Origin of the sequence: Erythrobacter sp. R86502 (genome assembly GCF_042466465.1) — a bacterium.
Lineage (GTDB): Bacteria > Pseudomonadota > Alphaproteobacteria > Sphingomonadales > Sphingomonadaceae > Erythrobacter.
Genome location: NZ_JAXHCJ010000001.1, coordinates 1,258,983 through 1,284,509 on the forward strand (window position 1 = coordinate 1,258,983; position 25,527 = coordinate 1,284,509).

The 25,527-nt window shown below is 55.6% G+C and carries 29 protein-coding genes; 17 read left to right on the forward strand and 12 right to left on the reverse strand.

What is annotated here, in order from left to right:
* Positions 1-109: 109 nt before the first annotated feature.
* From SJY33_RS06005 to topA, 3 genes are all read right to left on the reverse strand, one after another.
* Positions 110-772 (reverse strand): response regulator, encoded by a 663-nt coding sequence (locus tag SJY33_RS06005; RefSeq protein ID WP_379921700.1) that lies wholly within the window; start codon positions 770-772, stop codon positions 110-112.
* Positions 773-774: 2 nt separating this feature from the next.
* A complete protein-coding gene (locus SJY33_RS06010; RefSeq protein WP_379921701.1) occupies positions 775-1,077 on the reverse strand; it encodes a hypothetical protein in 303 nt (100 codons plus the stop codon).
* Positions 1,078-1,190: 113 nt separating this feature from the next.
* The gene (gene topA, locus SJY33_RS06015) at positions 1,191-3,806 is read right to left on the reverse strand and encodes a type I DNA topoisomerase (RefSeq protein WP_379921702.1); all 2,616 of its coding nucleotides are present in this window, start codon (positions 3,804-3,806) and stop codon (positions 1,191-1,193) included.
* 274 nt (positions 3,807-4,080) lie between these two features.
* Between topA and SJY33_RS06020 the strand changes: the two genes are divergently transcribed.
* The gene (locus SJY33_RS06020; RefSeq protein ID WP_379921703.1) at positions 4,081-4,629 is read left to right on the forward strand and encodes a superoxide dismutase family protein; all 549 of its coding nucleotides are present in this window, start codon (positions 4,081-4,083) and stop codon (positions 4,627-4,629) included.
* Between the two features lie 23 nt (positions 4,630-4,652).
* Here SJY33_RS06020 and SJY33_RS06025 read toward each other — a convergent pair whose 3' ends face one another.
* A complete protein-coding gene (locus tag SJY33_RS06025; RefSeq protein WP_379921704.1) occupies positions 4,653-4,961 on the reverse strand; it encodes a hypothetical protein in 309 nt (102 codons plus the stop codon).
* Positions 4,962-5,035: 74 nt separating this feature from the next.
* On the opposite strand from SJY33_RS06025, the gene SJY33_RS06030 reads away from it, so the two are divergent.
* From SJY33_RS06030 to SJY33_RS06045, 4 genes are all read left to right on the forward strand, one after another.
* Positions 5,036-6,787, forward strand: coding sequence for a recombinase family protein (locus SJY33_RS06030; RefSeq protein ID WP_379921705.1), 1,752 nt, complete (start codon positions 5,036-5,038; stop codon positions 6,785-6,787).
* Positions 6,788-6,858: 71 nt separating this feature from the next.
* Positions 6,859-7,164, forward strand: coding sequence for a hypothetical protein (locus SJY33_RS06035; protein ID WP_379921706.1), 306 nt, complete (start codon positions 6,859-6,861; stop codon positions 7,162-7,164).
* An 88-nt stretch (positions 7,165-7,252) separates the two neighbouring features.
* Positions 7,253-7,603 (forward strand): hypothetical protein, encoded by a 351-nt coding sequence (locus SJY33_RS06040; RefSeq protein ID WP_379921707.1) that lies wholly within the window; start codon positions 7,253-7,255, stop codon positions 7,601-7,603.
* Entirely contained in the window at positions 7,578-7,979 is a 402-nt protein-coding gene (locus SJY33_RS06045) for a hypothetical protein (protein WP_379921708.1), read from the forward strand. The genes SJY33_RS06040 and SJY33_RS06045 overlap by 26 nt, the downstream gene beginning before the upstream one ends.
* A gap of 584 nt (positions 7,980-8,563) precedes the next feature.
* On the opposite strand, the gene SJY33_RS06050 is transcribed toward SJY33_RS06045, so the two are convergent.
* The 5 genes from SJY33_RS06050 to SJY33_RS06070 form a co-directional block, all read right to left on the reverse strand.
* Positions 8,564-8,794, reverse strand: coding sequence for a hypothetical protein (locus SJY33_RS06050; RefSeq protein ID WP_379921709.1), 231 nt, complete (start codon positions 8,792-8,794; stop codon positions 8,564-8,566).
* A complete protein-coding gene (locus tag SJY33_RS06055; RefSeq protein WP_379921710.1) occupies positions 8,791-11,202 on the reverse strand; it encodes a hypothetical protein in 2,412 nt (803 codons plus the stop codon). Before SJY33_RS06055 ends, SJY33_RS06050 begins: the two co-directional genes overlap by 4 nt.
* A 998-nt stretch (positions 11,203-12,200) precedes the next feature.
* Positions 12,201-12,737, reverse strand: coding sequence for a hypothetical protein (locus SJY33_RS06060; RefSeq protein WP_379921711.1), 537 nt, complete (start codon positions 12,735-12,737; stop codon positions 12,201-12,203).
* Positions 12,738-12,784: 47 nt separating this feature from the next.
* Positions 12,785-13,705, reverse strand: a complete 921-nt coding sequence (locus tag SJY33_RS06065; protein ID WP_379921712.1) for a hypothetical protein — start codon at positions 13,703-13,705, stop codon at positions 12,785-12,787.
* A 468-nt stretch (positions 13,706-14,173) separates the two neighbouring features.
* A complete protein-coding gene (locus tag SJY33_RS06070; protein ID WP_379921713.1) occupies positions 14,174-14,716 on the reverse strand; it encodes a hypothetical protein in 543 nt (180 codons plus the stop codon).
* Between the two features lie 99 nt (positions 14,717-14,815).
* Here SJY33_RS06070 and SJY33_RS06075 point away from each other — a divergent pair, with 99 nt between their 5' ends.
* From SJY33_RS06075 to SJY33_RS06085, 3 genes are read left to right on the forward strand one after another with little or no spacing between them, the layout of a single operon-like run.
* Positions 14,816-15,109: an HNH endonuclease gene (locus SJY33_RS06075; protein ID WP_379921714.1), complete on the forward strand. Its 294-nt coding sequence runs from the start codon at positions 14,816-14,818 to the stop codon at positions 15,107-15,109.
* Positions 15,106-15,297 (forward strand): hypothetical protein, encoded by a 192-nt coding sequence (locus SJY33_RS06080; RefSeq protein WP_379921715.1) that lies wholly within the window; start codon positions 15,106-15,108, stop codon positions 15,295-15,297. Before SJY33_RS06075 ends, SJY33_RS06080 begins: the two co-directional genes overlap by 4 nt.
* 18 nt (positions 15,298-15,315) lie before the next feature.
* Positions 15,316-15,837 (forward strand): TIGR02594 family protein, encoded by a 522-nt coding sequence (locus SJY33_RS06085; protein WP_379921716.1) that lies wholly within the window; start codon positions 15,316-15,318, stop codon positions 15,835-15,837.
* 258 nt (positions 15,838-16,095) lie between these two features.
* Here the strand turns inward: SJY33_RS06085 and SJY33_RS06090 are convergent, their stop codons facing one another.
* The 3 genes from SJY33_RS06090 to SJY33_RS06100 form a co-directional block, all read right to left on the reverse strand.
* Positions 16,096-16,653 (reverse strand): peroxiredoxin, encoded by a 558-nt coding sequence (locus tag SJY33_RS06090; protein WP_379921717.1) that lies wholly within the window; start codon positions 16,651-16,653, stop codon positions 16,096-16,098.
* 412 nt (positions 16,654-17,065) lie between these two features.
* On the reverse strand, positions 17,066-17,560 hold the full coding sequence (locus tag SJY33_RS06095) for a hypothetical protein (RefSeq protein ID WP_379921718.1): 495 nt from the start codon (positions 17,558-17,560) through the stop codon (positions 17,066-17,068).
* Positions 17,561-17,759: 199 nt separating this feature from the next.
* Positions 17,760-18,242 (reverse strand): hypothetical protein, encoded by a 483-nt coding sequence (locus tag SJY33_RS06100; protein WP_379921720.1) that lies wholly within the window; start codon positions 18,240-18,242, stop codon positions 17,760-17,762.
* 179 nt (positions 18,243-18,421) lie between these two features.
* On the opposite strand from SJY33_RS06100, the gene SJY33_RS06105 reads away from it, so the two are divergent.
* The 9 genes from SJY33_RS06105 to SJY33_RS06145 all read left to right on the forward strand — a co-directional run bounded on the left by SJY33_RS06105 (position 18,422) and on the right by SJY33_RS06145 (position 25,497).
* Positions 18,422-18,826, forward strand: coding sequence for a hypothetical protein (locus tag SJY33_RS06105; protein ID WP_379921722.1), 405 nt, complete (start codon positions 18,422-18,424; stop codon positions 18,824-18,826).
* 2 nt (positions 18,827-18,828) lie between these two features.
* Positions 18,829-20,490: a terminase large subunit gene (locus tag SJY33_RS06110; protein ID WP_379921724.1), complete on the forward strand. Its 1,662-nt coding sequence runs from the start codon at positions 18,829-18,831 to the stop codon at positions 20,488-20,490.
* Positions 20,491-20,518: 28 nt separating this feature from the next.
* Positions 20,519-21,790 carry a phage portal protein gene (locus tag SJY33_RS06115; RefSeq protein WP_379921725.1) on the forward strand — a complete coding sequence of 424 codons (1,272 nt, stop codon included), beginning with the start codon at positions 20,519-20,521 and terminating at the stop codon, positions 21,788-21,790.
* Complete coding sequence (locus tag SJY33_RS06120; RefSeq protein ID WP_379921726.1) at positions 21,790-22,467, forward strand: HK97 family phage prohead protease; 678 nt, start codon at positions 21,790-21,792, stop codon at positions 22,465-22,467. Before SJY33_RS06115 ends, SJY33_RS06120 begins: the two co-directional genes overlap by 1 nt.
* Before the next feature lie 153 nt (positions 22,468-22,620).
* Complete coding sequence (locus tag SJY33_RS06125) at positions 22,621-23,745, forward strand: phage major capsid protein (RefSeq protein ID WP_379921727.1); 1,125 nt, start codon at positions 22,621-22,623, stop codon at positions 23,743-23,745.
* A gap of 69 nt (positions 23,746-23,814) precedes the next feature.
* A complete protein-coding gene (locus tag SJY33_RS06130; protein WP_379921728.1) occupies positions 23,815-24,381 on the forward strand; it encodes a phage head-tail connector protein in 567 nt (188 codons plus the stop codon).
* Entirely contained in the window at positions 24,381-24,695 is a 315-nt protein-coding gene (locus tag SJY33_RS06135; RefSeq protein WP_379921729.1) for a phage head closure protein, read from the forward strand. The genes SJY33_RS06130 and SJY33_RS06135 overlap by 1 nt, the downstream gene beginning before the upstream one ends.
* Complete coding sequence (locus tag SJY33_RS06140; RefSeq protein WP_379921730.1) at positions 24,695-25,141, forward strand: HK97-gp10 family putative phage morphogenesis protein; 447 nt, start codon at positions 24,695-24,697, stop codon at positions 25,139-25,141. Before SJY33_RS06135 ends, SJY33_RS06140 begins: the two co-directional genes overlap by 1 nt.
* Positions 25,138-25,497: a hypothetical protein gene (locus SJY33_RS06145; RefSeq protein ID WP_379921731.1), complete on the forward strand. Its 360-nt coding sequence runs from the start codon at positions 25,138-25,140 to the stop codon at positions 25,495-25,497. The genes SJY33_RS06140 and SJY33_RS06145 overlap by 4 nt, the downstream gene beginning before the upstream one ends.
* Positions 25,498-25,527: the final 30 nt, after the last annotated feature.

Below are 25,527 nucleotides of genomic sequence, written 5' to 3' on the forward strand. Positions count from 1 at the left end.
TGACCGCCTTCTGTATAGTTGTGCCCGCATTTGGACACATTTCGCGGTCGCAGAGATGGACAGTCGTGTCCATCGTGGGGGTTATTAACCTTGGTTAGTATTTATAATGTCAGGCAGGCCGCAGCTTTTCCAGCTTAGCCTTGAGAGCAGCCTCGTCAAAAGGCTTCACGATGTAATCATCGGCACCTGCCGCAATGCCATCGTGAATGTCCTTGGCCTCTCCGTTCGAAGTGCAGAACACGACCACGGGTTCCTTGGGCGTGGGGATGCTGCGCAATTTGGTAACGAATTCGATCCCGTCCATTTCGGGCATGTTCCAATCGGTCAGAACCAGATCGGGCATCGATTTCTTGCAGCGGGCCAGCGCTTCTTCCCCGTTTTCCGCTTCAACGGGGACATAACCAAGGCTCAGCGCGATCTTGGACGAAACCTTGCGGATCACGCGGCTGTCGTCGACGATCAGGCAGGTCTTGGCTGCTGCGGCCGCGGGCGCTGCCCCGTAACGGTCGCGCATCGCCTTGGCAGCGGCCACGATGGCAGCGGTTTCGTCATTCGCAGCTTCGGGTTCGGCGCCTGATCCAGTCGTTCCGGCCGGGCGCGGCGGGGCGCCTTCCTTCGCCGCAGCATCGGTTTCAGCAGCGATGCGCGCCTCGTCCACGTCAGCGGCCGCAGCCAGCATGGCTTCGTTCTGCGCCAGCTTTTCCGCCAGCGTCTTGCCTTCAAATCCGGTGCGACGATTGGGGCCTGAATTGCGCTTGATAAGGTTGTGCACGATTACCGCCCCCCGCCCATTTTGGCAAAGCTCGCCTCGAACGCCTGCGCGGCAAAATCATCTGAAAACGGATCGGCCGCATCCGGCGTTCCCACCGCTTCGCCCGGTGTCATGCGGATGTGCAGATACGGCATCCAGACATCGCCGAATTCGGCTTTCTGATACCAGACATCGAGCACATCATAGCTGGCCCACAAGCCATCAGGTTCACGCAGACGAATGCCTTCACCGATACGCGGCACCGCCGCAAAGCGGATGCGGGCCTGGTTCTGATGGGTTTCGTTCTGGACTTCGATTTCAATCACGGCGCAGCCCTTTTTCCGGGCACCGTGGTAGGGTCCAAATGCTTTATTATTTACAAACATACCGCGCCGGGAACGCCTTTTTGCAGCGTTCCCAGCATCGGTTCATCGTGTTGTCAGGTGTCCTTGGCTGATACCGCCTTTTTCGCTGGCGCCTTTTTGGCGGCAGGTTTCTTGGCGGCGGTCTTTTTTGCCGGTGCTTTCTTGGCGGCTGCCTTCTTCGGCGCGGCTTTCTTGGGGGCGGCCTTTTTCTTGGGCTTACCCTTGGCAGGGCCCTTGGCGATGCGCGCATCGATCAAGGCAATTGCGGCGTCGAGCGTCACGTCTTCGGGTTTCACATCGCGCGGAATCGTCGCATTGGTGGTGCCATCGGTGACATAGGGGCCATAGCGGCCCGGCATCACCTTGATTTCCCCAGCGCTGACAGGGTGCGCGCCCAATGTGGCGATGGCTTCCGCCTTGCCGCGCGCCGCACCGCCGCGGGTCGCAGATTGCGCAAGCAGATCGACGGCGCGGTTCATGCCCACTTCAAACACTTCGCGTGTGTTGGCCAGCTTACCATATTTGCCGTCATGGCGCAGGTAAGGCCCGTAGCGGCCGATATTGGCTTCGATTTCCAACCCTGTATCAGGATGCGCGCCGATGATGCGGGGCAGATCGAGCAGTTTCACCGCCCAATCCAGGTCGAAATCGTCAAGATCCTTCGGGATCGAGGCGCGCTTGGCTTCCTTGCCTTCCCCCATCTGGACGTAGGGGCCGAAGCGTCCGGTCTTGCGATGAATATCCTCACCCGTTTCGGGGTGCTGTCCCATCACGCCATCATCGGCGGCATCCTCACCATCGGCGCCCGGTTGCGCAAAGCGGCGGGTGAACTTGCATTCGGGGTAGTTTGCACAGGCCACAAACGCACCGAACTTGCCACCGCGCAGCGCCAGCCGCCCGCCATCGCGGCCTTCGGCTGCGCAAAGCGGACAGGCCCGCGGATCGCCGCCATCCTCACGCGGGGGGAACAGGAAATCGGACAGATATTCATCCAGCGCCTCGGTCACTTCCGAAGGCAGCTTCTCCATCACTTCGTCGGCTTTGGGTTTGAAGTCCTTCCAGAACCGCGCAAGCAGCACCTTGTATTCTTCCCGCCCGTCCGAAACGACGTCGAGTTCGTCTTCCATGCCAGCGGTGAAATCATAGGCAACATAGGTGGGGAAGAAGCGTTCGAGGAAGGCAGTCAGCAAACGGCCCGATTCTTCGGCAAAGAAACGGTTCTTTTCCATCCGGACATAGGCACGATCACGCAGGGTCTGAATGGTCGAGGCATAGGTGGATGGACGCCCGATGCCGAGTTCTTCCAGGCGCTTCACCAGCGACGCTTCGGAAAAGCGCGGCGGCGGCTGGGTGAAATGCTGGGTTGCATCAACGGCGCGCTTGGCCGGCAGATCACCCGATTTCATGACTGGCAGAAGGCTTCCTTCATCATCATCGGCGTCATCGAACCCTTCCTGATACACGGCGAGGAACCCGGGGAAACGGATCACCTGACCGGTGGCGCGCAGTTCATGCTGCCCGGTCGCATCGCGCAAGGTAATGGTGGTTCGTTCAAGCTGTGCGGTGGCCATCTGGCTTGCCATCGCGCGCTTGAAGATCAGATCATACAGCTTGCCTTCGTCGCCTGCGCCCCCGCGTTCACGCGTGAAATCGGTCGGACGGATCGCTTCGTGGGCTTCCTGCGCGTTCTTGGCCTTGGTGCTGTAGAAGCGCGGTTTTTCAGGGCGATAATCTTCGGAAAAACGCGCTGCAATGGCATCGCGGGCGGCCATGATCGCGCCCATGTCCATCTGTACGCCGTCGGTCCGCATGTAGGTGATGGCGCCCGCTTCATACAGCGATTGCGCCAGCCGCATCGTGTGCTGGGCTGAAAAACCAAGCTTGCGCGCAGCTTCCTGTTGCAGTGTCGATGTGGTGAACGGCGGCGCAGGGTTGCGCTTCACCGGTTTGGTCTCGACGCCTTCGACCGTGAAGCGCCCGGCTTCGACAGCTGCCTTGGCCTCCATCGCAACACCCTGCGCGCCAAGGCTGAGCTTCTCCAGCTTTTCGCCCCGGAATTTGACAAGGCGCGCATCAAATTCGGTGCCGTCATGCAGCATCCGCGCAACCACGCTCCAGTATTCATCCGCGCGGAACGCCTCGATCTCGCGCTCACGCTCAACGATCAGACGCAGCGCGACAGACTGGACGCGCCCCGCGCTTTTGGCACCGGGCAGCTTGCGCCACAGAACGGGGGATAGCGTGAAGCCAAACAGGTAATCGAGCGCGCGGCGCGCCAGATACGCGTCGATCAGCGGCTGATCTAGCTCACGCGGGCGGGTCATCGCATCGGTCACCGCCTGCTTGGTGATCGCGTTAAAGGTAACGCGGTCGACCTTGGCGGGCAGGCTCTTGCGCTTCTTCAGCAGTTCCTGAACGTGCCAGCTGATCGCTTCGCCTTCGCGGTCGGGGTCAGTTGCCAGAACCAGACGGCTCGCACCCTTGGCCGCGTCGGCGATTTCCTTGAACCGGCTTTGCTTGTCGCGGTACAGTTCCCAATCCATCGCAAAGTCATCATCTGGCTTCACGCTGCCATCCTTGGGCGGCAGGTCGCGGACATGCCCGTACGAGGCAAGAACCTTGAAGTCCTTGCCAAGGTATTTCTCGATGGTCTTGGCCTTGGCGGGCGATTCTACGATGACGAGCTGCATGATGGTGCCGAGGTGTCCCTTACGTGTGTACGCGCGAGGGTGGAGCGCGTGGCGATAATGCGTCAAGCGTTGAAACGCGCCCCCCCGTGGCCGAGCGACAGGCGCAAGGCAATGGCAAAGGCAGTGTCCATGGCATTGCTTCGCCCCTGTGCGGCGCTTTGCGCGATTGCGAATAGGGGCAACCATGCATCGCGGCAGATGTGCAACCCGCCGTGCATTTCGGAACTTCCCGCGCAAAAATGGCTTGTTCCTGGTAACACCAAGGAGAATCCCGATGAAGTCTTCGTCTGTAATCCGTGCGCTTGGCCTACCCGCGCTTGCGCTGATGGTAGCTGGCCCCGTCACTGCCACAACGCCTTCCGACATGGTTCAGGCCAACCTGATGACGGCCGACGGCAAGGAAGCGGGCACGGCCACCTTTACGCAAACGCTTCATGGTGTGGTAATCAGCGTCGATCTGAAGAACCTGACACCGGGTCCGCATGGGCTGCATCTGCATGAAAAGGGCATGTGCGCGCCCGACTTCAAGGCGGCTGGCGGCCACTTCAACCCGCTGGATGCCGAACACGGCTTCAAGTCCGAAGGCGGCTACCATGTTGGCGATCTACCCAACATCGACGTACTGGCTGATGGCACAGCCAAGGCCGAAATTTTCGTGCCGCAAATCAATGTGGCCGGCCCCGATAATGGCCGTTATCCCTATACCCTTTCCGATGCTGACGGAACGGCTGTGATGATCCATGCTGGCGCGGATGATTACATGGCCATGGCTTCAAGCGGCGATCGCATGGCGTGCGGCGTGGTGGTTCCGCCGGCCAAGTGAGACGACGCGCGGCGCGGCGGCTGTCAGGCCCCGCGCCGCACCATTCCGGTTCCCTCACGTTCGATCTCGCCCGATATTTCAAGTTCGAGCAGCGCCATATGAACCTGCGCAGCGCCCGCCCCAGATTGGCGGATCAGTTCGTCGACCGCGATCGGAGCCTTGGTCAGCAGGTTTGCGATGTTGCCGCTTAAATCTGCGCGCGATTCCCCCCATTCCAGTTTGCTGAGTTCGTCGTAATCGAACGCAGTGCTGTCGTCCGACACGCGAAAGCGAGACCGCGGCTCGCCGGTAAAACTTTGCAGAAGTTCCGTCACTTCATCAGGGGTTTGCACCAGAACTGCACCGTCGCGGATGCGCTTGGCGACAGTAGCACAACGCTCTGGAATGTGCTTTTCTGGAGCCCGATATGACAACACCAGCTTACATCTACGCCCGCTACAGTTCTCTTGAACAGGGCAAAGGGACCTCGCTCAAGCGCCAGCTTGACGGCGCACGAAGCTTCATCAAACTCCACAATGAATGGGATTATCCGTTTGACGACCCCCAGACGCAGCTGGAGCGCGACTTTACCGACCAGGGCAAGTCTGCCTACGCAGGCACACACCGAGAGCCTGGTGGCGCACTCTATGACCTAGAGCGCAAGGCCAATGCAGGTCACTTCCGAAACGGCGCAGTCCTCGTAGTTGAGAACTTGGACCGCTTGACGCGTCAAGGTTGGGAGGAAGCTCTCAAGATCCTCACCAACCTCACAATGGCTGGAATCAGCGTTCACACCATACAGGGGAGCAAGGTTTGGAGCGCAGGCCAAAAGCCCGACATGGGGCAGGTCATCACTGTTATCGTTGAGGCAGAAGCTGATCACCGTGCCAGTGATGACAAGAGTAAGCGGGTTCAGCAGGCTTGGAACCAAAAGATCGAAGCAATGGTGGCTGGCGACCGAAAAGCCCACAGCAAGCACCTTCCTGGTTGGCTAGAAATTGACCCCAAGACCGGTTGCGCGGTTGCCAATACCCACAGGGCAGAACTGGTCATAGAAATTTACGAGCTTTACGTTGAGGGCATGGGATTGCCCGCCATCGTGCGGAGCATCAACAGCAGGGGTGAGCCCAGCTGGGCTTATGGCAAACGAGCAAGCGATGGTTGGAACACCGCCTACCTGCATAAGCTGCTCAAGAACCGCGCAGTGCTGGGTGAATTCTCTCCCAAGTCGCGGAAGCATGGTCAGGACAGCCATCACGCGGTGAGCAAGGGTATTGTTATACCCGACTACTATCCGCAGATCATCAGCGCGGACCTCTTCAACAAAGCCCAAGCAGCCAAGGCCCTGCGCTCCTTTAGTGGTGGTGCCGAGCAGGTGCGATTGCGTAACCTCTTCGCTGGTCTGGCAACCTGCTCAGAATGCGGCAGCAAGATGTATTATCAGCTGGAGCAGCGGCGGGGTCGTCCTACCAAGCATCGCACTAAGGCTGGTGAGGAGCGGGTTTATACTTGCCGGACAGAGCGCTCCTCATATCGCTGTAATAGCAACCGGCGCTCTGCTGGCTGCTCAAACTCCTCGCGGATCAGATACGAGGCCCTTGAATCCACCATCCTTGATGTGTTGCTCAATAGCGCCCTCGATAACCGCAGCTTCGCGCTTCCCGATAGGATCGCGGAAATTGAGCAGGTAATTGCGGAGCGTGAACGCATTACAGAGCACAAGAGGGCACAGGTGGCAAACCTAGTTGCCAACTTGACTGCGCGGTTCAGCGAGGCATTAGCCAACCAGCTTGGCGACCTCGAAGATGAAATTCGAGCCGATGAAAGCGCCACCGCAGCCCTGAGAACAGAGCTAGCTGGTGTGAGCGGTAGCGCAACTCCAGAGCAGCATTTGGCCCGTGTGAGGTCTGTCAGGGGCAGTCTTAACAGCGATGATCCTGACGAGCGTTATAGTGCCCGCATGAAGGTCCAACACGCTTTGCGCGGGGTCATCACTCAAATGACCTGTTATCCCGACAAGCGCACCTACATCCACAGCAGCTTGTTCAGCCTCAGGATCAATGGTGACGGCACTCATGCGGTGATTGATGCCATTGAACAGGCCAACGAGCATAGAACCCAACTGCCCGCAGATGTCTTGGCGCAGTTGCAAAGAATTGAGCAAAATCAGACACCTTGATACTGAAAACCATTTGACATTTTATCTACTGACTGCATCGCGCAATTCCGCGAACCGATTAGGAGGATGAGATGTCAGACGAAATTGAACGCCCCACTGGGGACAAGATGATTCCTGTGGCTTGGCTTTGCCTCGTTGGCAGTGTGATGTCCGGAGGGCTTGGCCTGCTTATAGCACAAGCTGCACAACAGGACGCCAAATTGGCCTCTAGCGAGGTGAGCTATTTCGCTGAAGAAGCCGCCAGGGGCTTTGCATTAGCAGCCCACGCAAACACCGTATCGTGGACGCTGTTCTATATGTTCATCGCGTTCATCTGCACCGGCTATATTCTCCGCGCACTCAGCTTTCTCCCAGCCAATAATACCAACAGCGAATAGAAACAACAGGACGCCCGTAGAGCGTCAATGAGGGCCAGATACAGGAAAGGGCGCTAGGATATAGCGCCCTTTTCACATGACCCTCTAGGTGCTGTTAGATGCGGGGGACTTCCATTTCCACACCGTCAATCTCAATAACAAAGTGGTCATCAAAACGCTTGTAGAAAACGGGCGTCTCGTCTGCGCCAAAACGGATGCAACCTTCAGCCTCAAACGCATGAACGGGATCAAGGTCAGCATATTTCTGAAACTGGTCAGCGATGAATTCGATATCTATAACCACGTTGTTACCTCGTTTGTTGGTAACAATGCTAAAAGACATCACCTATTCAGGCTGTCATCTATTCTTTGGCTCTTGATTTCCTCTCCAGAAGGCGTCGTATGTCCTGGCTCCGTAAATCTGGAGCAGATCGATGAAATTGGAAATCAGACACCTTGAGCACTTCAACAACCTGCTGAAGCGCGATGTTCTCGTTGACGCGCTAAGTCGTCCTGCGCCCGTGCCCGATCAGGCGCTACTCATGCGGGTCATCGAGTATGGCAACACGTTCTTGGAACGTAACAAGCCAATCGCAGATCGTGATGGCGCAGTGATCTTCTTTGACTGCCATTGGGGCGAGCCCGCGCAACTAGGTATCAGCTGGGCGTATAATCCCCACGCGCCCTACGACGACCTCTATGGCGTTGCCGAGTTCTGGCGCTTGTGGAGTGAAATTCCCAACATGACAGATGGCAAGGTCATCTACAGCCTAGCGCAGTGCCAATATGACCTCGCGGCCTACCAGCTACAGCACATGGCAGGAGCGGCACGATGAGCAGCACCGAAGAACTTTTCGTTGGTATGTGTCTGTGGGAGGATTGTATCCAAGAGCGGGCCACAGAGCCCCTACAGAGGGTCTGGGAGAACATCGGGACTGTTGCGCTGCGCTACAGCGTCGCGGCCCTTGTTGAGCCCTGTATGGCCGAGTGGGCGGCCCTTACACTTGAGGAGCAGGAAGCCCGTTCGCCATTCGATTGGGAGTTTGTGCCTTGGTTCTTGAAGGAGAGGGTCATTTGGACGCCGACCGGCCCTGTGTATCGTGGAGCAGCTAATTAGGAGACAAGCTTCAACGAAAGAGACCCAATGACCCTACCACCCAGCCCATCTGTCAAAATCAAAGGGCAGAGAATTAGGCGTCCAAAACCAGATTACCCCAATGGGAAAGTCATGACTATAAAGGAAGCCAAGATAGAGCAAAAGGGCGAGGACTGGACGCAACTCGCGTATCAGCAGCAAGTATAAATACCATGCGGTTGAAGCTTCGCTGGCTGCTTGCTTTACCCGTTGATCAACTTAAGTGCTAGGAACCCTGCTGGGAGTTTATTCTCCTTTTCGCCCAGCAGGGTTCTCCCATGACTACTAGAGCGCGCCACCAAACGTCAGTTTGAGAAGCGCAGCCTTGCCCTTATCAGCAATCCATTCCGTCCAGATGGTGAACTCCTCTACCTCTGAAGCGGCAGTGGCATCATGGGTCCAAGCTATACCCTGCTGATCTAGCCAGTTTCCAAATTCAATCAGGGTCTCTTCTTGATCCGATGTAAGGCAGGCGCGGTAGCCCTCATCATCCAAACAATCCACATACTCAATCATGCCATAATCCTCATCTTACCGCGCAGCGCATCCTCTCTGATGTCGCGCAAATCCTTAAAGTGGTCTCGTCCGCCTGCTCGTCCACTGAGCAGCTTATACAGCGTGTCGTGCATTTCATCCGGTGAATGACCGGAACGCACCAGCAGGGCAGCAAGGCGGTATAGGTTTTGGTTCATGCCACCCGACGGGATAGCGTAGAACTCTTCCTCCACGCGGCTGACCGTATCGCGCTTGAGCGCGGCAGCAGCTTGCGCGCGGAATTGAGCCAGCAAGTCTGGAACGGCTGCAAACACTCGCTCTTCGGCTTCTAGCTTGGCACGGCGTTCTTCCAACCAGAGGTCGAGAAGATCGTCCTCATCATCATGGATTGCAGTGGCGAAGGTATCAACATCAAGGATTGGGAGCGACCAGCGGTCAATCCATACGTTCCGCTCCCGTAGAGCCGTTCTGACGGGTCGATACATGAAGTCGCTTACTTTGCACTTGCTGTAGTCCAACCCACTCACAGGGCGGTTTGCGGGCACTTCCTGACCCGCTTTGCTGGGCACCCAATATCCAGCAGCCGAAAATCTATCTGCCAGCACCTGCCAAATTGCGCGGTAGGTATCAGCATCAACAGGCTTGCTCAGCGGCACAACCACTCGGAAGCGATGCTTACCGGTAACCTTACCATTGTTGTATGAGCTGTAGATGAGGTGCTTGATGTCCCCAAGCAACCCTGAGGCTTCCTCCGGTGTGATGTCGCCATCGTCAATATCCATCCAAGCCATCTGCGTATAAACCACATTGGCGAGACCTGCGACGCTATCGGGTGTGGCGTCTGGGTCCATGAGCGATCCAACGATCAGACCGGCCTTGTCCTTGTCCAGTTTGCGGTGGCGGTCGCTTTCGAGCAGATCGCGGAGGCTGTCCCAGTTGGGCAGCGCATGGCTCTCGACATCACGGGTTGCAACCACTGCCTTGCTGGTGATCATGATCGGTGTTTCACCGACCATCGCGCCACTCGCCATCCGATGAAGCGCCAGCAGTTCGTTGGAGGTCTTCACGGCCTGTGCTTGCTTTTGTCGTGACCTAGCCATTCGCTCGCTGGGGGTGGATGCAACACGGAAACGAGGCTTGCCGCCCTTCAAGGCTTCAATACCAAGATCGAGTTGTTCAACACGCGCGCCAGGCAGCAGCTGGGCGAGGTATTCAGCAGTCCGCCAATCGGGCACAAATGCAGCCACCGGCGCGTTGCTGTTCGTAACTCGGAGACTGGTTCGCATCACCATCTGGTATGCCATTTCGCCTGCCTGGCTACGGAACAGGTCCTCGTCGCTCAGCTGAAACGCAGACCACAGAAACTTGGAATGCGATAGGTCATCGTTAAAACTGCCTAGTGTCACGGCAGCGTTAATGCTGCGATATGAGTTCAGCCCGTGGCTTACGGGCGGCAGCTTTCGCCCGACCAGTATGTTTTCGACCTTCCCACTGTCTGCATTGTTGGCAGTCCAGATGTAATCGTCCGGAAGATACGGCAGCAGCTTATGGATCAGGTCATCAAAGCCATTCCTGCCGAGACTGACATTACGGAGGTGCCGCGTCCATGTCTTGTTTGTGAGATAATTGATCGTCAAGCGCATACCAGTTGACGCTTGGTGGCTCATGTCAGGAATGCTTGGGTGTGATGCGAACTCAACGCCCATCTGCTTCCAGATTTGCACCAGCCTGCTTTCGTGGGCATTCGCCCCCAAGAGGGTAACAGACTTCCAGCCGTCAAAGACGCTAGGCTGTAGAACCGCATGGGCATTCAACTCTACATCACCACGGGCAGTTTTGCCCTTGGCCAGCCATTCGGCCTTGGTAACATAGACGCGATAATGAGGGTTCAGCAAAACCGACCAGAGACCCATTAGCGCCTCGGCCAATGTATCCTTCCTCGCATCGCGCAGCATCGTTTCAACTGCATCAACGTGACCTGGTCGAATTACCAATTCGTAGGTGTCACCAATGCCGTCACGGATGCTCAGGTGTCGCGTAACCCATCGACGGGTCAGCTTGAGCTTGTATTCCATGTGCTGGGTGGCGCTTGGGATTTCATCAACCACCAAATTCCATGACGAACGGTCAGCACCCTTTAGGTCCATGACCCCTTGGTGTGTTACGAACAGCAGGTTGGGTGATTGAGCCAGCAGGCCTGGACGCATCATCGCTTCTCGAATGCTTTGCTGCACTCCAGAGTTGGTGTTGCTGGTGATTACCTGAGCGCGGGCATTTGCGTTCTTACCCAACAGGTCGGAGTGGCTTTGCGTGACCAGTCTCAAGCTGGGCTGCGCTAGAACGTAGCGATCCTGCGTGTTGGCCATCAGGCCTAAAACTGCTTGGGTCTTACCCTGACCGCATCCGCGACTAATAATGTGAAACTGCATTGTATTCTCCAATCAAAATGAAACCCGACTGTCCGGGTTCGCGGGAGGACAGTCGGGCTCAGTTTCATTTCTTTGGAGATGAAGTTCTAGGGCCCAGTCCAACTGCTCGAAACAAGCAGAAGTTGCGAACCCTGTTGCTTCATGTTTACTTATCAAACATACTGAAAATGCCCTCGAAACGTCAATATTAATAGGGGCGCGCATTACATAGGCGGCTTCGCCATAGCTGGTTTCCACGAGTTCAGTTATCCCGTTACGATTCCCTTACTATTATGGATTTGTAACAAGGGGCGATTTTTCGCAGATTTGTGCGGGTTACAGCGCCATGGGCGTGACACCTTGGAAAGCGTCAAGGTGTATTCAGGTTGCCCGCTCTGACCGCATACGAATGAACTTTTCCGTCTTTCTGATAAGTATCGGATGGAAAAGAAGAAAGGCTCAGGCCAGCCACAAGGCCAAGGAAACAACACCTCGCATCCGCTCTACGGCACATGGACGAACATGAAGCAGCGATGCAATGACCCCAACAGCACAAGTTACCGTTTTTATGGCGGTCGAGGCATCCAGGTATGTGAGGAGTGGTCCAAGGACTTTTGGGCCTTTGCTAACTTCATGGGGCCAAAGCCAGACCCCAGCTATACCCTAGATCGCATCGACCCCAACGGTCACTATGAGCCTGGCAACTGCCGCTGGGCCAGCCCAGCACTACAGCACGCCAACAAGCGTAAGGTCCGCCCTTGTGGCCGTCCCCTGCGCGTTTACGAGCTCAATGGGATCAAGACCCTCCGCGCACTCGCCAAACACCATGGGATCAAGATTGAAACAGTAGTCGCCCGCTTGGCGCGAACTAATATGACCCTGGAAGAGGCCCTCACGACCCCTGTAAAGCCCAGGGGACGCAGGTAAGCGAACGCAGCAACACAGACAGCAGAAAGGTGATGATGCCCTGAGAAACGCTCTCAGGGCATCGTCGTCTCATCAGCAGTTAAGCTGCTTTGTCATTGGGCCGTTCCCAAAGCCTTTGTCAGGACGCGCACCAGTGCCCGTGCGTAGGGTGTGTGTTTACCCAGTTTGGCGAACCGGACCTTTGCCGGTGGCTCATCAAAAACTTTAGGAGGCCAGCCGTCCTCTTCCGTGCCAGGTGCAGCCCAAAGCTTGTCTTCGTCACTCAACTCGTTCCATCGTTCCAATGCCGACACTTTGGCAGTCGCGAGGAAGTCTTGGTGCGACTTGATGCGCGAGAGCAATACTTCTTCCTGCACTAGCAGCTTGGGCAGTCGCTTCTCCATGCTGTCGAATTGGCGACGGCTCGTGTTCACGTAACCCACGAACACTTCTAGTGATGGGCTACGATCTGCCTCGACCACCTCGACCTCAGAAGCCTCTTGCTCATAGATTTGGGTCCAGCGGGCCTCATACTCCGCGAACAACTCTTCACCCAGCACATCACGCAGGTAGTGGTCAGGAAGCACGTTATTGGCGCGTGCGTCAGCGAGTAGCGCCGCAAAGGACGCTTGTTCAGATTTGCTATACATTGTTGATCTTCCACTTTGGGGAGAGCGCAAGGCTCTCCCCATTAGGTTTACGCAGCCTGATCAACCGACTTGGGCTCGGCGGCGAGCGCCAGCTTTTCGGTGATGACCTTGGCAGTCTCGCGAGCACGGACACTCCGGTTCTGCTCATCAAGCAGCGCCAGCAAGCTGGGCAGGTCATCAGGGATTTCCTTGTCCAGCAGCGCATCCTGCGCCGTCAAAGCCTTGACCTCACGCCACTCCTTGAAGCGTGTGAGAACACCTTTGGCGATCAGAGCCCAAGCCCGATCATGCTCGCTTGCGTGAACGTCACGAACCACCCAGCTGCTACGCTCTGCATCCCACTGAGCCACAAGGCCAACCATCTGGCCATGCTCGGGTGAAACGCCCAAGTCGGCCACAAACTCAGCCTTCGGAGTTTGAGTGCTGGCCAACCAACGCTGAGCTGCGATGTGCTCTTGCGCCGTAAAGTCGGCCTCGGGGTTACCATGAAGCGCGGTGTCACAAGCCTCCAGCGCAATATGCCCCTTCAGCTTCTTGACCTTGCCATCCTTGCCCGTGACCTCGAACTCATAGGTTTCGAGTTTGGCAGCATAGTCCTTGGCGGTCCACTTGAGAGCCTGAGCTGCACGGAAACCCTTGCCGTATTTCCAAGCACTCTTGTCGGGCACGTATTCATCGCCCTGCTTCTTGCGCCAGAACATGCGGCCCACAGCACTGTGCGGGTTCTCGCCTTCGGCAGGCGGCTTAACCCCAAAGTGGGCGCAAACCTGACCCAACAACTCAGGGTCAGCGACTAGCTGCAAGCTGCTTCCGTAAGCCTCCCCAAGCGTCTTGTAGAGCGCCTTGCGACTGGCCATTTCATAGGCACCTGTTGCCTGCTTGGCTGAAGTATTGTGTGCAGTGAGGGTATTGTGGAAGTCGGAAACCAGCTTGGTGGCAGCAGTAAGATCAAGGTTATTCATCGCCATTTTGGCGCACTCCTTCGTGGTTGAGGACCACGGGCCAGGCCAGCGCGATGTTACACTGGCTTAGTGGCGAAGGAGGGAGTTCAACCCATTGTCTGCTGAACTAGTCAGCAGACCCTATCACCCGAAAGGAGATTTCTCGGGTGTTTACGCAAAGCCGCGTCGCCAAAGTGAGTAACGGTAGCCGTTAACCCACCAAGATGATTTCCTGGTCAACAATGTCAAAGAACCTCAAGGCTGTATCGCCCTGATGACCCTTTGCTACCACGGATCGGGTAGGCGTCAAGCGAAGAAATGGGACACCATGTTATAGTGATGTAACTAGTGATAGACCCCAGCACTACAAGTGACAGCCTACCATCTAGGTTACTAGAGGTAACGGTAGGCCACTCCATGTTGTAGGCACAAAAAAGGCCCCAGCCATTACAGCTAGGGCCCTTTTGCATGTAAGTTAGTGTGGTAGGCTAGACGCTACTTGGCGTCCTTGTTGGCCTTATAGTCCTCACGGATGGCCTTGGCTTCCTCAGGGCTGTTTTTGGTATCGAGGATTTCGTCGGCCCGTGCCTGCCCATATCGGCCAATGTTCCGGCGATAAACGCGCCAAGGCGCAATGGGTGACCGCTCCTTGGCCACGACGCTACCCATCCGAGGTGTGCCCTTGGTGGCTTCACCACCCAGCGCAGCGTTAATAGCCGCGTCCAACTCGCCGGCTTCCACCGACTTGACCGCAGCCTTGTAGAAGTCCTGGATGCGTTCGCGCGGCACGTAAAACTCCTCAGCACCATCCACTTTCAGCTTCCGGTTACCCAGTCGAAGCGTAGCGCAACTGATACCCTCACGGGTGGTGTAGAGACCGCGCTTGGGGTTGTCCTGCTTGTCAGCAATGGACGCGAGAGCCTTGTTGATGCTTTCAACGACCTTAGCACGACGAGCGGGCATAAGATCCTTTTCCGGCTTCTTGTTGAACTCCTTGGCGAGGTTTGCATCAGAGAGCTTCAAAAATTCCATCACCATGTTGTATCTCCAAAATCAGCTACGCCTAACTGGCTCATACCTAAAAGACTTCACCTGTTACCACCGTCAACCACTTTCTGGTGTTCAGCTAAGTATGAGGTGAAAAACCTACCCCCTACACACAAGCGAGCAGCACCAGGGCCAAGGATTAAACTGGCACCTCCTGCATATGATTGGGCATGGCGCAAACTCAGAGCCAAACGCTTAGACCTCAACCCGTTATGCCAGCACTGCGAAGCAACGGGTCTCATTACACCAGCCGTTGAAGTCGATCACATCAAGCCGGTAAAGATGGGAGGCATGTCGATCTTGAGCAACACGCAGAGCCTCTGCAAACCCTGCCACCAAGCCAAGACCCGTAAGGATATTCAGGCGATGAAAGGCATGTGGTGAGCCAGCAGCTTTACAAAGTTGCGATAAAGGGTCGGCAGAATAGCGGGCAAACCGTAGCTGATGCCTATGCCTGGCTAACAGAGCAAAACGCCTTCCGCCATTTCATCAACTACTACAGCAACTGGGATGGCCTCGTGTTCGTGTTCACCGACCTCGACACCGCGCTACAGTTCAAACTGAGCATTTGACGCCCTGATAAGTAGGGCATGAACAATCAAACAAACACTGGACCCACATGGTATCGCGAGGCCCGCAAGGATCTAAGCGTCCGTGAAATCCCTGGTGTAGCGAATAGCCCAACGATCATGGGCTGGGCCAAGCGCCTTGGCAGCAAAGTCCTAGGCATCGTCTATAATGCAGACAGCGTGCCTTGGTGCGGACTTGCTGTAGCGCACTGGCTGGAACAGCGCGGCTTCACCCCTCCGCCTATCGCGATCCGTGCAATGGCTTGGGCAACTTGGGGACGCGACCTAGGCAAGGACCAGCTATATCAGGGCAGCATCGTGGTTTTCAAACGCTCTGGCGGCGGTCACGTTGGACTTTGCAGCGGCTACACCGACACTCATGTTTATGTCCTTGGTGGCAACCAGAGCGATGCAGTGACGGAAACATTCATTGCGAGGCGCCGATTGGTAGCTCAGCGTTGGCCCGCAAGCAGCGTTCAGGTGCCGCAACAGGCCCTCCGCTTCCTCCGCACCCATGGCCCAGTTAGCAAGAACGAAGCATAGGCCAAAACCATCTCGACTCCCCTCTGCAAATTAGAGCATGGGGTGTCTCTATGAGATCGCTGCTTTGCATGTCCGTTTTCAGGTGCTGCGTGATGAAGTGCGAATGACCGGAAGTGGGTGGATTGCTGAAGGTCTGCTTGGAAAAAAGCTACTCAAGATTGGCTGTCCATCCCGGGCCCCGCCGTCCCCGGCCTCCTAACCACAAGCAAAGGACGGAGACATTTGCAAACCATTTGAATGAGATTTGGAGATAGCAGTTTATCTCTGAAGCCAATCTAGCACGTCTATGACGCTTCGGTCTGGCGGAAATACGGGATAAAAAACCTTGGTGATCACGCCATCATCTACAATTAGGGTGAGCCGTTTAAGAAGCTTTGATCCCGCGATGTCGAACAATGGGAGGCTGAGTTCGGTTGCAAAAGCCAAGTCTCCGTCCGAGAGCAGAGCGAAAGGCAGGTGGAGCCGATCGGCTGCCTCCTTTTGATAATCTGTTGTCTGAGTTGACAGCCCAAAAAGGTGTTCAACTCCCAGTGCCTGCAAATCGGCAAAATGATCGCGAAATGCGCAAGACTGAGGAGTGCAACCTCGCGCACCCGGAATCATGTCCCAGCCATCAGGCAGCGCAACACCCGGCTGCCCAGTCATTGGATATGCATATAAAACGGTTCGGCCCGCTAGGAGTGATAGGTCAACAACTTGGCCGTGAGTCGAGTGCAAGCTAATTGCTGGCAGCGCTGCACCTTCAAGGTGATCTGTCAGTCCGTCGTCGTGTGGCGCTGGGATGCTCGACCAGTCTACTTCTAGGAGATTTGTCATTTCGTCTTCTACCAGGATCGTGAGAAGCGCTTCGCCCGGATAGGCGATCGAACGCAGTGTGATTTTCTGTGAGCCAGCTTTGTTTCAGTCAAGCTACGAGCATCTGCAAGCGACCGCTTAGGGGTCGCTTTCAGAACGGCAGGAATTTTTCAGAAGCGACGCAAAGCCGCCATGCCGCTTTTGGGACCGCGCACCGGCCTCGCTCATGGCTGATATTGGGTGGATTCTGGAATGGCGGCTTTTGCGAAAACCGCCACGCCCGTGGAACTGTACTACGTGCAAATTCACAGCTGAACCTCTGGCCCTCGTCACATTACTACCGCCCTCATCTGCTGAGCAAAAAAAGTCCGATGTCAGCGATCCTTTAGAGCGCCCAACTTGGGCGCTCTGCCTCACAACAATCGAACTGGTTTCAAAGCATCGATTTTTCCATAGGTGCGTAAGTCACCGTGATAGATGCGCGCTCATATTTTGACATTTCCATCACGCTGATTTTCATGAGCTGCCCCATCCAATCCTGATTGCAGATCCGAATTCCTCCTCCAAGCGAAGTGCAGCTTCTCGGAGCCGACGGCTGCCCATATTTCTGAGTGAGGCCGCTGCTTACGTCGGCAAAGGAGGGCCCAGAGCCGACAAGAGCGACACTCGTCACCGCCTCACCTTCAAAATTCACGAAAGCCTTGAAAGAAGAGCCCATAACAGGAACGCCCTCCATAATCAGGCTCCGTCCGTCCTCTGCAGCCCGCAACTGCGGAACGGCGCGCATCGCGTCTGCCCGCGACATTCCTGCTTTGATACCATTCCACAGCACTTGTGCCGAAGCTGGAACTGATGAAGTCATCAGAAGCGCGCCAAAAACAGCAATTCGAAGCATTTGTGTCTCCCACATTTGAGGATCGTTAAACATCTCACAAGCCACCGCAAAAGCAGTGGGTTCGCCCAATCCATGGGATAATAAAGACTTACATCTAAACGAAGCCTTACCACGACGTTTGCTCTGAGCGTAGACCAGTAGGCCGGATCATCCGTGCGAAGTAAAATCAAGCTATCAGGAAACATCAACGCCCACGCCCGTCATCGATACGGCCGTGTTCTTCTTTTAGGGTTTAGAAGAACAACTCCTTCAAACCGAGCGCAGCCAGCATAGCTAACATCAGCACGCCGTAAGTGAGGGTGATAAAATCCTTGAACTTATCCCAGCGAGTCTTGTCACGGGTTTTCTCGATCTCGCGCTGTTTGTCCGCATATTCCTGGGACGAACGACTTGATCGAATGAATTCATTAAAACGGGTGGTATTATCTTTGCCGGGGGGCGAGTCAGCAACTCCCATACCAACAACCCAGATCAAGCCAGTAACAATGATGGCTAGACCCATCCATCTGTTCTCGCTGGGTAGGACTTCCTTGTAATGCCACCAATCTCTGATGCCACTCAGAATGTCACCAGCGATGGTGACGCCCATGTAGATGGTTGCTGGAATGCTCGCGATAAACACGGGCCATGCGATGAGGTAGATAAAGACAAAGCGGACGGCTTCACTGATACGCCAGGACCACAGTTCAAAGGTTGTAGCTTCCATCCGTTCCATAACCATTCCCTAGCTGTGTCGGTTTGAACCTATAGCACTGGAGCGTAAAAATTCAATGATCCCATAGAGCTAGTGAAGAGGGGCACCCAAAAATCTGAGGAAATCCAATCCTACAGCACAACACGCTGCCCTTTTTTCTACCAATGCGAATTAAACTTTCGGGTCCTGCTAAGTAATGGATGAAACGTGGACCCAAGAAACTAGCACCAGAAGTCAAGATCGCGCAGGGAACCTACCAGGCCTGCCGCGACAAGCCGGTGCACCTCATTACCAATACCAGCGTTCCAGTTGCGCCTGACTACCTCACACCAGAGGCGAAGGTGATATGGGCTGAAGAGATTGACCGTGTAACCAGCGCAGGCACCTGCGAATTGGATTCCAGTCTGTTTGCTCGCTATTGCAGCTTGGAATCTCTTGTCCGTGCTGAGTTTGCCCAGGGCATCGTCCCTCGCGCCGCTTACCTCTCAGAACTTCGCAAAGCCGGTGAAATCCTCGGCATCGCGGGTGTGAGCAGCAGAGCCCTTCGCGGAAAGCCTATCGAGACCAAATCCGGCAACCCGTTTGCGGCCATGAAGAGGCCCTAAGCATGTGGGTTGGTGACGGGCCATTTACCCGACGAGCAGTTGATTACGCCGAAGGCGTTGTTGAAGGTCGGGTAGAAGCCTGCCTTCGCATCCAACAGGCCTGCCAGCGATTTCTCAATGACATTGACGGTGACGATTGGACGCTGAGCGCGGACCACGTGGAAAGCGTCTGCGGCTTCGCAGAACTCCTGCAACACACCAAGAGCGTGTGGGCCAGCCGAAAGGAAACCATCAAGCTTGAAGACTGGCAGATATGGGTCCTGGCCGTCATCTTTGGAATGCTGGGTCCTGACGGACTACGCAAACACCGCGAAGCCTTCCTCCTCATTCCTCGCAAGAACGGCAAGTCCACCCTAGCTGCCGTCATCGCGCTCTACATGGCCTTCCTCGATGGCGAGGCCGGTGCGGAAGTTTGGATTGGTGCCAACTCAATGGACCAGGCCGACGCCTGCTTTGTGCCCGCCAAGGAGATGGTCAAAAAGGCAGACGAACTTCGCGAGGCCTTTGGCATCACGGTTGCAGCCAAGTCTGTATTCTCGGACGACAACTCCTTTGTCCGCAGCATGATCGGCAAGCCAGGCGACGGATCCAATCCCCACTGCGCGATCTTGGACGAAGCGCACGAAAACGACAGCAGCGACCAATATGATACGATGAAGACCGGCATGGGGGCTCGTCTCCAGCCGCTTCTCCTCACCATCACGACAGCGGGCTTCAACCTCGCCGGCCCCTGTCGTCAACGCCAGCTGGACGCAGAAGCGGTCCTAGCGGGCAACGTCCAGAACGATCGGCTCTTTGCTGCAATCTACACGGTCGATGATGATGACGACTGGAGGGATTATGAGACCTGGAAGAAGGCCAACCCCAACTATGGCGTCAGCGTCATGGACAGCTTTCTTCGCCAGCAGTGGGAAGACGCGCTCAACAAGCCCAGCGAAAAGCCCAGCCTCCTAACCAAGCACCTCAACATCTGGCAAAACAGTGCCACCGGTTGGTTGGACCAGCTGGATTGGATGGCCTGCACTGGTGCCCCTCCACTAGAAGAGCTGGAAACCAAAACCGCCTACATTGGCGTAGACATCGCAACCCAAACTGACATCGCGGCCGTCTCGCTTGTGGTGGTGCATGATCAAATGCCACACATCTACCCGTTCCTCTTCGTGCCCAGTGGTGCGCTTGAGGGGAGCAAAAACGCCAGCGCCTACGCCGAGTGGATCGACAAGGGCTTTCTAATCCAGACGGATGGCAATGCCTTGGACTTTGCCCACGTAAAGGAAGTGGTGCTCGGTCTAGCAGCCCGCTTCCAAGTGCGCGGTATCGCCTATGACCAGTGGCAGGGTCAGCAGCTGGCGCAAGAGCTTTACGTGGACCACGGCTTGCCGGTCCAAAAGTTCATCCAAAGCATCTCCAACTATAACCCTGTGATGAAGCATTTCGAGGGATTGGTTGCGGACCACAAGTTACGCCACACCAATAACCCATGCCTCAATTGGATGGCCGCTAACATCAGCGTCAGACCCAATAGACATGACATGATCATGCCAGAAAAGCCCGACAACCAACATCACTTGAAGATAGATGGCATGGTTGCAACGCTAATGGCGATGGCTTTGCAGTTAGCGGATAATGAAGTGCCAGTGGACCTCGATATCATGTTTATCTGAGGATTCGCCCCCTGACTAAATACCACGTATGGCTAGATCCTGGTATAACTTCTTCGCCCCTGTTGAGCAGACATCTGCTCCAGATACCTCTGAGCAAAAATCATCCAGTAGATTGGCGATCCTTGAGGAGATTGCAGGCGCACAAGCCAGCAACACTCAGGAGGTCGTCAACTGGGATACTGCAACCAAGGTAAGCGCGGTTTTCGCCTGCGCCCGCGTTATTGCAGAGGACTTGGCCAAGGTGCCTTGTGGGCTTTATCGCAAGATGCCCGATGGTAGCAGGGACCAGGTAATCAACCACCCGCTCCATGCCCTGTTGAGCCATGCCCCCAATGACTGGCAGACCTCATTCGAGTTCAGAGAGCAGATCGGCCTGCACCTCGCACTAACTGGTAACGCATTTGTTTTCGTTACCCGCAATTCCAGGGGCCAACCTCTGGAGATGTATGCCTTTGAACCTTCCAGCGTAACGGTCACGCGCCACAGCGATTACACCTTTACCTACAAGGTCCACAGCACTGGTGCCAGGGGTGCCAAGCGCGACATCGTCGTTCCCACTGAGAATATGTGGCACATCAGAGGCCCCAGCTGGAATGGTATTGAGGGTTATGATCCTGTCCACCTAGCCCGTGAAGCTATCGGCCTTGGCCTGGCGACAGAAAAGTTTGGCGCTAACCTATTCAAAAACGGTGCGCGCCCAGGCGGTATCCTGAGCACAGAAGCGCAGTTGACGCCGGATCAGGTCGATAAGCTGCGCTCCACGTGGAACAGCCAGCAGGCAGGTAACGCGAACGCGCACAAGACTGCCCTCCTACCCAACGGCCTCAAGTGGCAGTCAATCTCCAACAGCGCAAATGAAGCGCAATGGACCGAAAGCCGACGCTACCAGATTGAGGAAATCTGCCGCTTCTTCCGCGTCAACCCTGTGATGGTGATGCAAAACGCCAATGCCACCAGTTATGCGAGCATTGAGCAGCTATTCTTGAGCCACGTGGCCAACACCATGATGCCTTGGTTCCAGCGTTTTGAGCAAGCCGCTTTTGTTGCCCTGCTAACACCTCAGGAAAAGGCAGACGGCTACTACATCAAGCTAAACGAAAAGGCTCTCATGAGGGCCAGCGCAGCAGAGCGCGCGGCGTTTTACCGCGAAGGTATCACGCAGGGTTGGCTTACCCGCAACGAAGTCCGTGGCTGGGAAGACCTGTGCAAGAGCGCAGACCCGACTGCCGATAAACTAACACCAGCAGCCAATCTGTTTGGCCAACAAAACACTCCCCCAGCAGATGAGGACGACCAATAATGACCACTGAAACCAAAGCAATTACTGGGGCTGAAGTAAAGCTGTCGTCCCTTACCGAAACCGATGGCAAGATGGCCTTCAGCGGATACGGAGCAGCCTTCAACAATGAAGACTCCTACGGCGATGTAATTGAAAAAGGCGCCTTCGCAGAAACGCTAGACATGCACCGCAAGAGCGGTAGTTCTCCGCTGATGTTCCTGAACCACGATATGTTTGGCAGCTTGCCCATTGGTAAGTGGACCGGAATGGAAGAGGACGACTTCGGCCTCAAGGTAACAGGTGAACTTCTAGACACTACGGCTGGTGTTGACACTTACAAGGCCCTGAAGGCTGGTGCCATCAATGGTCTCTCGATTGGTTTCCGTCCGGTTGAATGGTCGATGGGCGAAGAGAAGTATGGCCCACGTCGTCGCCTCAAGAAACTCGATCTACTGGAGATCAGCGTTGTAACCCTTCCCGCGAACCAAAAGGCTCGTGTGCAGGACGTAAAGAGCCTTGCCCAGAGTGACATGCAGGTTCGAGACTTGGAGAATCTTCTGCGCGAATGTGGTTTGACCAAGGCACAAGCCCTAGCAGTAGCCAGCCAGTTTGAAAGTAAGCGCGATCTTGAAAAGCGTCAGGAAGAAGTAGCCAACCTGGAAAGCTTGGAACGACTGCTCAAGACGCTGCGCGCCTAACTTACCTACCTCCAGAACTAAATACCTGCGACACATCGCCGCACTGGAGGGATTCTAGTCATTGGGTTGTGGAAACAGACACAACCAAGGCAGGGATTCTGTCTCATTGGTTGTGAGAACAAAACATAAACAACCATTTGAGAGGAGGACATTATGTCCGACGAAGTAAACAAGATTGGTGAGATTGCTCGCGCATTTGAGGAATTCAAGTCCGCTAACGATAGCCGTCTCGCCCAGCTGGAGTCCAAGGGCTCGGCTGACGTAGTAACAACCGACAAGGTTGACCGCATCAACGATGCAATCTCGGCTCTTCAGAACGAAGTAACCGACCTCGCCAAGAAGTCTGGCCGTCTCGCAAGCGAAGGCAAGGAAGAAGACGAATATCAGGTCAAGTTCAACGAGTGGGCACGCTACGGCGAGAACGAGCGCGAACTAAAGGCCATGAGCGTCACTGGTGGCGTTTCGATCCCCAAGATGATTGATGCAAACATCATCGACCAGCTGAAGAACGTTTCGGCAATGCGTTCGCTGGCCCGTGTGGTCTCGGTTAGCACCACGGACTTCCGTATGCTGCTCAACGACCGCGCAACCGCTTCGGGTTGGGTCAGCGAAAACGCTGCTCGTCCAGAGACCAACACTCCAGCAGTAACCGAACTGACTGTGCCTTTTGGTATCCTGTATGCCAACCCAGCAGCTTCGCAGGTTTCCCTGGAAGATGGTGTGTTCAATGTTGAAGCTTTCCTTGCTGCTGAAATCGCAGCTGAGTTTGCAGAAGCTGAAGGCGCAGCATTCATCAACGGCACTGGCACCGACCAGCCACGCGGCATCCTAGCTGCTGGCACCGGCATTGAGCAGATCACCACCGATGGTGTTGGCGCTCTAACCGGCGACGACATTCTGGACCTCGTTTACAGCCTGAAGAGCGGCCACCGCACTGGCGCAGCGTTCGTGATGAACTCTGCAACCATGGCAGTTGTGCGTAAGCTCAAGGACGCTGATGGTCAGTATCTCTGGAGCCCAAGCCTTGCAGCTGGTCAGCCTGCCACCCTGTGTGGTTATGCTGGTTACGAAGACGACCACATGCCAGACGTTGCTACCGGCAACGAAGCAATCGCATTTGGTAACTTCCAGCGTGGTTACGTGATCGCAGACCGCATGGGCGTTGACGTCCTGCGTGACCCGTTCACCAACAAGCCTTACGTTCACTTCTACGCTACCAAGCGTGTTGGTGGTCGAGTGCTAGACCCACAGGCAATCAAGCTGCTCAGCGTTCGCTAATCGGCTAAGCCAAAAACACAAAGGGGCGGGTCCGAAAGGGCTCGCCCCCCGTGCTGAATAAATACCAGCATGGAAAGAACAACAATCAGCCGCGCACCAGTCCTCCCCATTACCGTGGAAGAGCTTCAGCTTTGGTGCCGTATCGACGAGATCGAAAACGAAGAGGCTCTCCTGGAGGGTCTAATTTCAGCCGCACGGGATGCAGCAGAAGCCTTCACTGGACGATGCCTCACCGCTTGCGTATTTGAATACACCTTCGACACCGTTCATGGGCGGGTCTACCTTTCCGAAAGTGTGCAGAACAGGCTATACCTGCCCGACGGCCCAATCTCCGCCATTACCAGTGTGCAGGTAGAAGACCGCTTTGGCGTCCGCTCGCCGCTCATTGAGGGCGAAGACTACCTTCTGCGTGTCAACGACACCGCAAGCTATATCAGGCTTCTGAGGGGCTTCAGCGCCCCTACAGTGGTGCTTCGTGCCACTGCTGGATACAATGACCCCGAAGACATTCCTCACGCCATCAAGCAAGCAATCGCAGTCCACGCGGCTTCAGCTTACAGGGGACGCGAGGGGCAGGATGAAGCTGCTGAAACCTTCCAACGCTTGCTGCGCCCTTACATGCTTGGTGTGCTGTAATGATCGACGCTGGTGCCCTCAACCGTCGTGTCAGGATCGAAACGCCTCAGACCACCAGCAACGCCTTTGGTGAGCAGGTTAAAACTTGGTCAACCGTTGCAAACGTGTGGGCGCAAAAGCAGACCCTCACAGTCAAAGACGTAAACCGTCAGCAGGGGCTATCTGCTCAAGCAGAAGCCCGCTTTCTAATCCGCTACAGAGATGGCCTCAACTCTACCATGAGGTTGGTTTACCGAAACGAAGTCTTCCACATTACTGGCATCGACGATTACTCGGATAGCCAAGGTCTGCTCCTCTATGTGAGGAAGATTTAATGACGGCTAGATTTGACATTGGCGGCTTCGATGAGCTGGAGAAAATGCTCAAGGAGTTAGGCCCTGAGATTGGCACCAAGGCTGGACAAATTGCGACCCGCAAAGCTGGACAGTTCGTGGCAAAGAAAGTGCGAGCAGCAGCGCCAGTGGGCGATGGTGACACCAGCAGAACTTATACCACAGCGGCTGGCCCCGTTACCGTGGATTATGGTCACTTGAAGCGCAACATCAAGGTTCAGAAGAAGCGCAAGAACCGTCGCAAGACGGTTGGCACAATCATTGGGACCGGTAACGCATTCTGGGGTCGCTTCCTAGAATTTGGCACACGCAAGATGGCTGCTCGTCCTTGGTTTGGTCCTGCGATGAAATCAGCATCTGGTGAGGCGCTCAACGTCATGAAGACCGAACTCCGCAAAGCAATTACCAAACTGGGGAGAGGCCGATGATTGAACCGTTGCTCGTTACCAAGATCAAAACTGTTACCCCCAAAGTCTATCCTGGTAAGGCACCAGAGAGCGAGGACGGCACCTTTGTGGTTTACCGCCGAAGCCAAACGGATCGGGAGACCCACTTGAGTGGTCCGTCCGGCATCACCTACCCAGAGTTTCAGGTAGACGTTTACTCCCCCAGCTACACCACGATGGCCACTATTAGTGACGAACTTGTCCAGCTGCTAGATGGCTGGATCGAAGGCCCTATCATGTATTGCATGGTAGAAAACGACTTCGACATGGAGGCAGACCCTGAGGAAGATGGCTACTTTCGCCACCTAATCCAACTCAGGTTCACCTACCGCAGCTGACCCGCACCGCCAATAACTTCCGACGCTAAA

Excerpts from the sequence above, each read along its gene's own strand:
- topA (WP_379921702.1), bottom strand. The coding sequence starts at position 3,806 with ATGCAGCTCGTCATCGTAGAATCGCCCGCCAAGGCCAAGACCATCGAG.
- SJY33_RS06020 (WP_379921703.1), top strand. The coding sequence starts at position 4,081 with ATGAAGTCTTCGTCTGTAATCCGTGCGCTTGGCCTACCCGCGCTTGCG.
- SJY33_RS06030 (WP_379921705.1), top strand. The coding sequence starts at position 5,036 with ATGACAACACCAGCTTACATCTACGCCCGCTACAGTTCTCTTGAACAG.
- SJY33_RS06035 (WP_379921706.1), top strand. The coding sequence starts at position 6,859 with ATGTCAGACGAAATTGAACGCCCCACTGGGGACAAGATGATTCCTGTG.
- SJY33_RS06045 (WP_379921708.1), top strand. The coding sequence starts at position 7,578 with ATGAAATTGGAAATCAGACACCTTGAGCACTTCAACAACCTGCTGAAG.
- SJY33_RS06050 (WP_379921709.1), bottom strand. The coding sequence starts at position 8,794 with ATGATTGAGTATGTGGATTGTTTGGATGATGAGGGCTACCGCGCCTGC.
- SJY33_RS06055 (WP_379921710.1), bottom strand. The coding sequence starts at position 11,202 with ATGCAGTTTCACATTATTAGTCGCGGATGCGGTCAGGGTAAGACCCAA.
- SJY33_RS06060 (WP_379921711.1), bottom strand. The coding sequence starts at position 12,737 with ATGTATAGCAAATCTGAACAAGCGTCCTTTGCGGCGCTACTCGCTGAC.
- SJY33_RS06065 (WP_379921712.1), bottom strand. The coding sequence starts at position 13,705 with ATGGCGATGAATAACCTTGATCTTACTGCTGCCACCAAGCTGGTTTCC.
- SJY33_RS06070 (WP_379921713.1), bottom strand. The coding sequence starts at position 14,716 with ATGGTGATGGAATTTTTGAAGCTCTCTGATGCAAACCTCGCCAAGGAG.
- SJY33_RS06085 (WP_379921716.1), top strand. The coding sequence starts at position 15,316 with ATGAACAATCAAACAAACACTGGACCCACATGGTATCGCGAGGCCCGC.
- SJY33_RS06090 (WP_379921717.1), bottom strand. The coding sequence starts at position 16,653 with ATGACAAATCTCCTAGAAGTAGACTGGTCGAGCATCCCAGCGCCACAC.
- SJY33_RS06095 (WP_379921718.1), bottom strand. The coding sequence starts at position 17,560 with ATGTTTAACGATCCTCAAATGTGGGAGACACAAATGCTTCGAATTGCT.
- SJY33_RS06100 (WP_379921720.1), bottom strand. The coding sequence starts at position 18,242 with ATGGAACGGATGGAAGCTACAACCTTTGAACTGTGGTCCTGGCGTATC.
- SJY33_RS06105 (WP_379921722.1), top strand. The coding sequence starts at position 18,422 with ATGAAACGTGGACCCAAGAAACTAGCACCAGAAGTCAAGATCGCGCAG.
- SJY33_RS06110 (WP_379921724.1), top strand. The coding sequence starts at position 18,829 with ATGTGGGTTGGTGACGGGCCATTTACCCGACGAGCAGTTGATTACGCC.
- SJY33_RS06115 (WP_379921725.1), top strand. The coding sequence starts at position 20,519 with ATGGCTAGATCCTGGTATAACTTCTTCGCCCCTGTTGAGCAGACATCT.
- SJY33_RS06120 (WP_379921726.1), top strand. The coding sequence starts at position 21,790 with ATGACCACTGAAACCAAAGCAATTACTGGGGCTGAAGTAAAGCTGTCG.
- SJY33_RS06125 (WP_379921727.1), top strand. The coding sequence starts at position 22,621 with ATGTCCGACGAAGTAAACAAGATTGGTGAGATTGCTCGCGCATTTGAG.
- SJY33_RS06130 (WP_379921728.1), top strand. The coding sequence starts at position 23,815 with ATGGAAAGAACAACAATCAGCCGCGCACCAGTCCTCCCCATTACCGTG.
- SJY33_RS06135 (WP_379921729.1), top strand. The coding sequence starts at position 24,381 with ATGATCGACGCTGGTGCCCTCAACCGTCGTGTCAGGATCGAAACGCCT.
- SJY33_RS06140 (WP_379921730.1), top strand. The coding sequence starts at position 24,695 with ATGACGGCTAGATTTGACATTGGCGGCTTCGATGAGCTGGAGAAAATG.
- SJY33_RS06145 (WP_379921731.1), top strand. The coding sequence starts at position 25,138 with ATGATTGAACCGTTGCTCGTTACCAAGATCAAAACTGTTACCCCCAAA.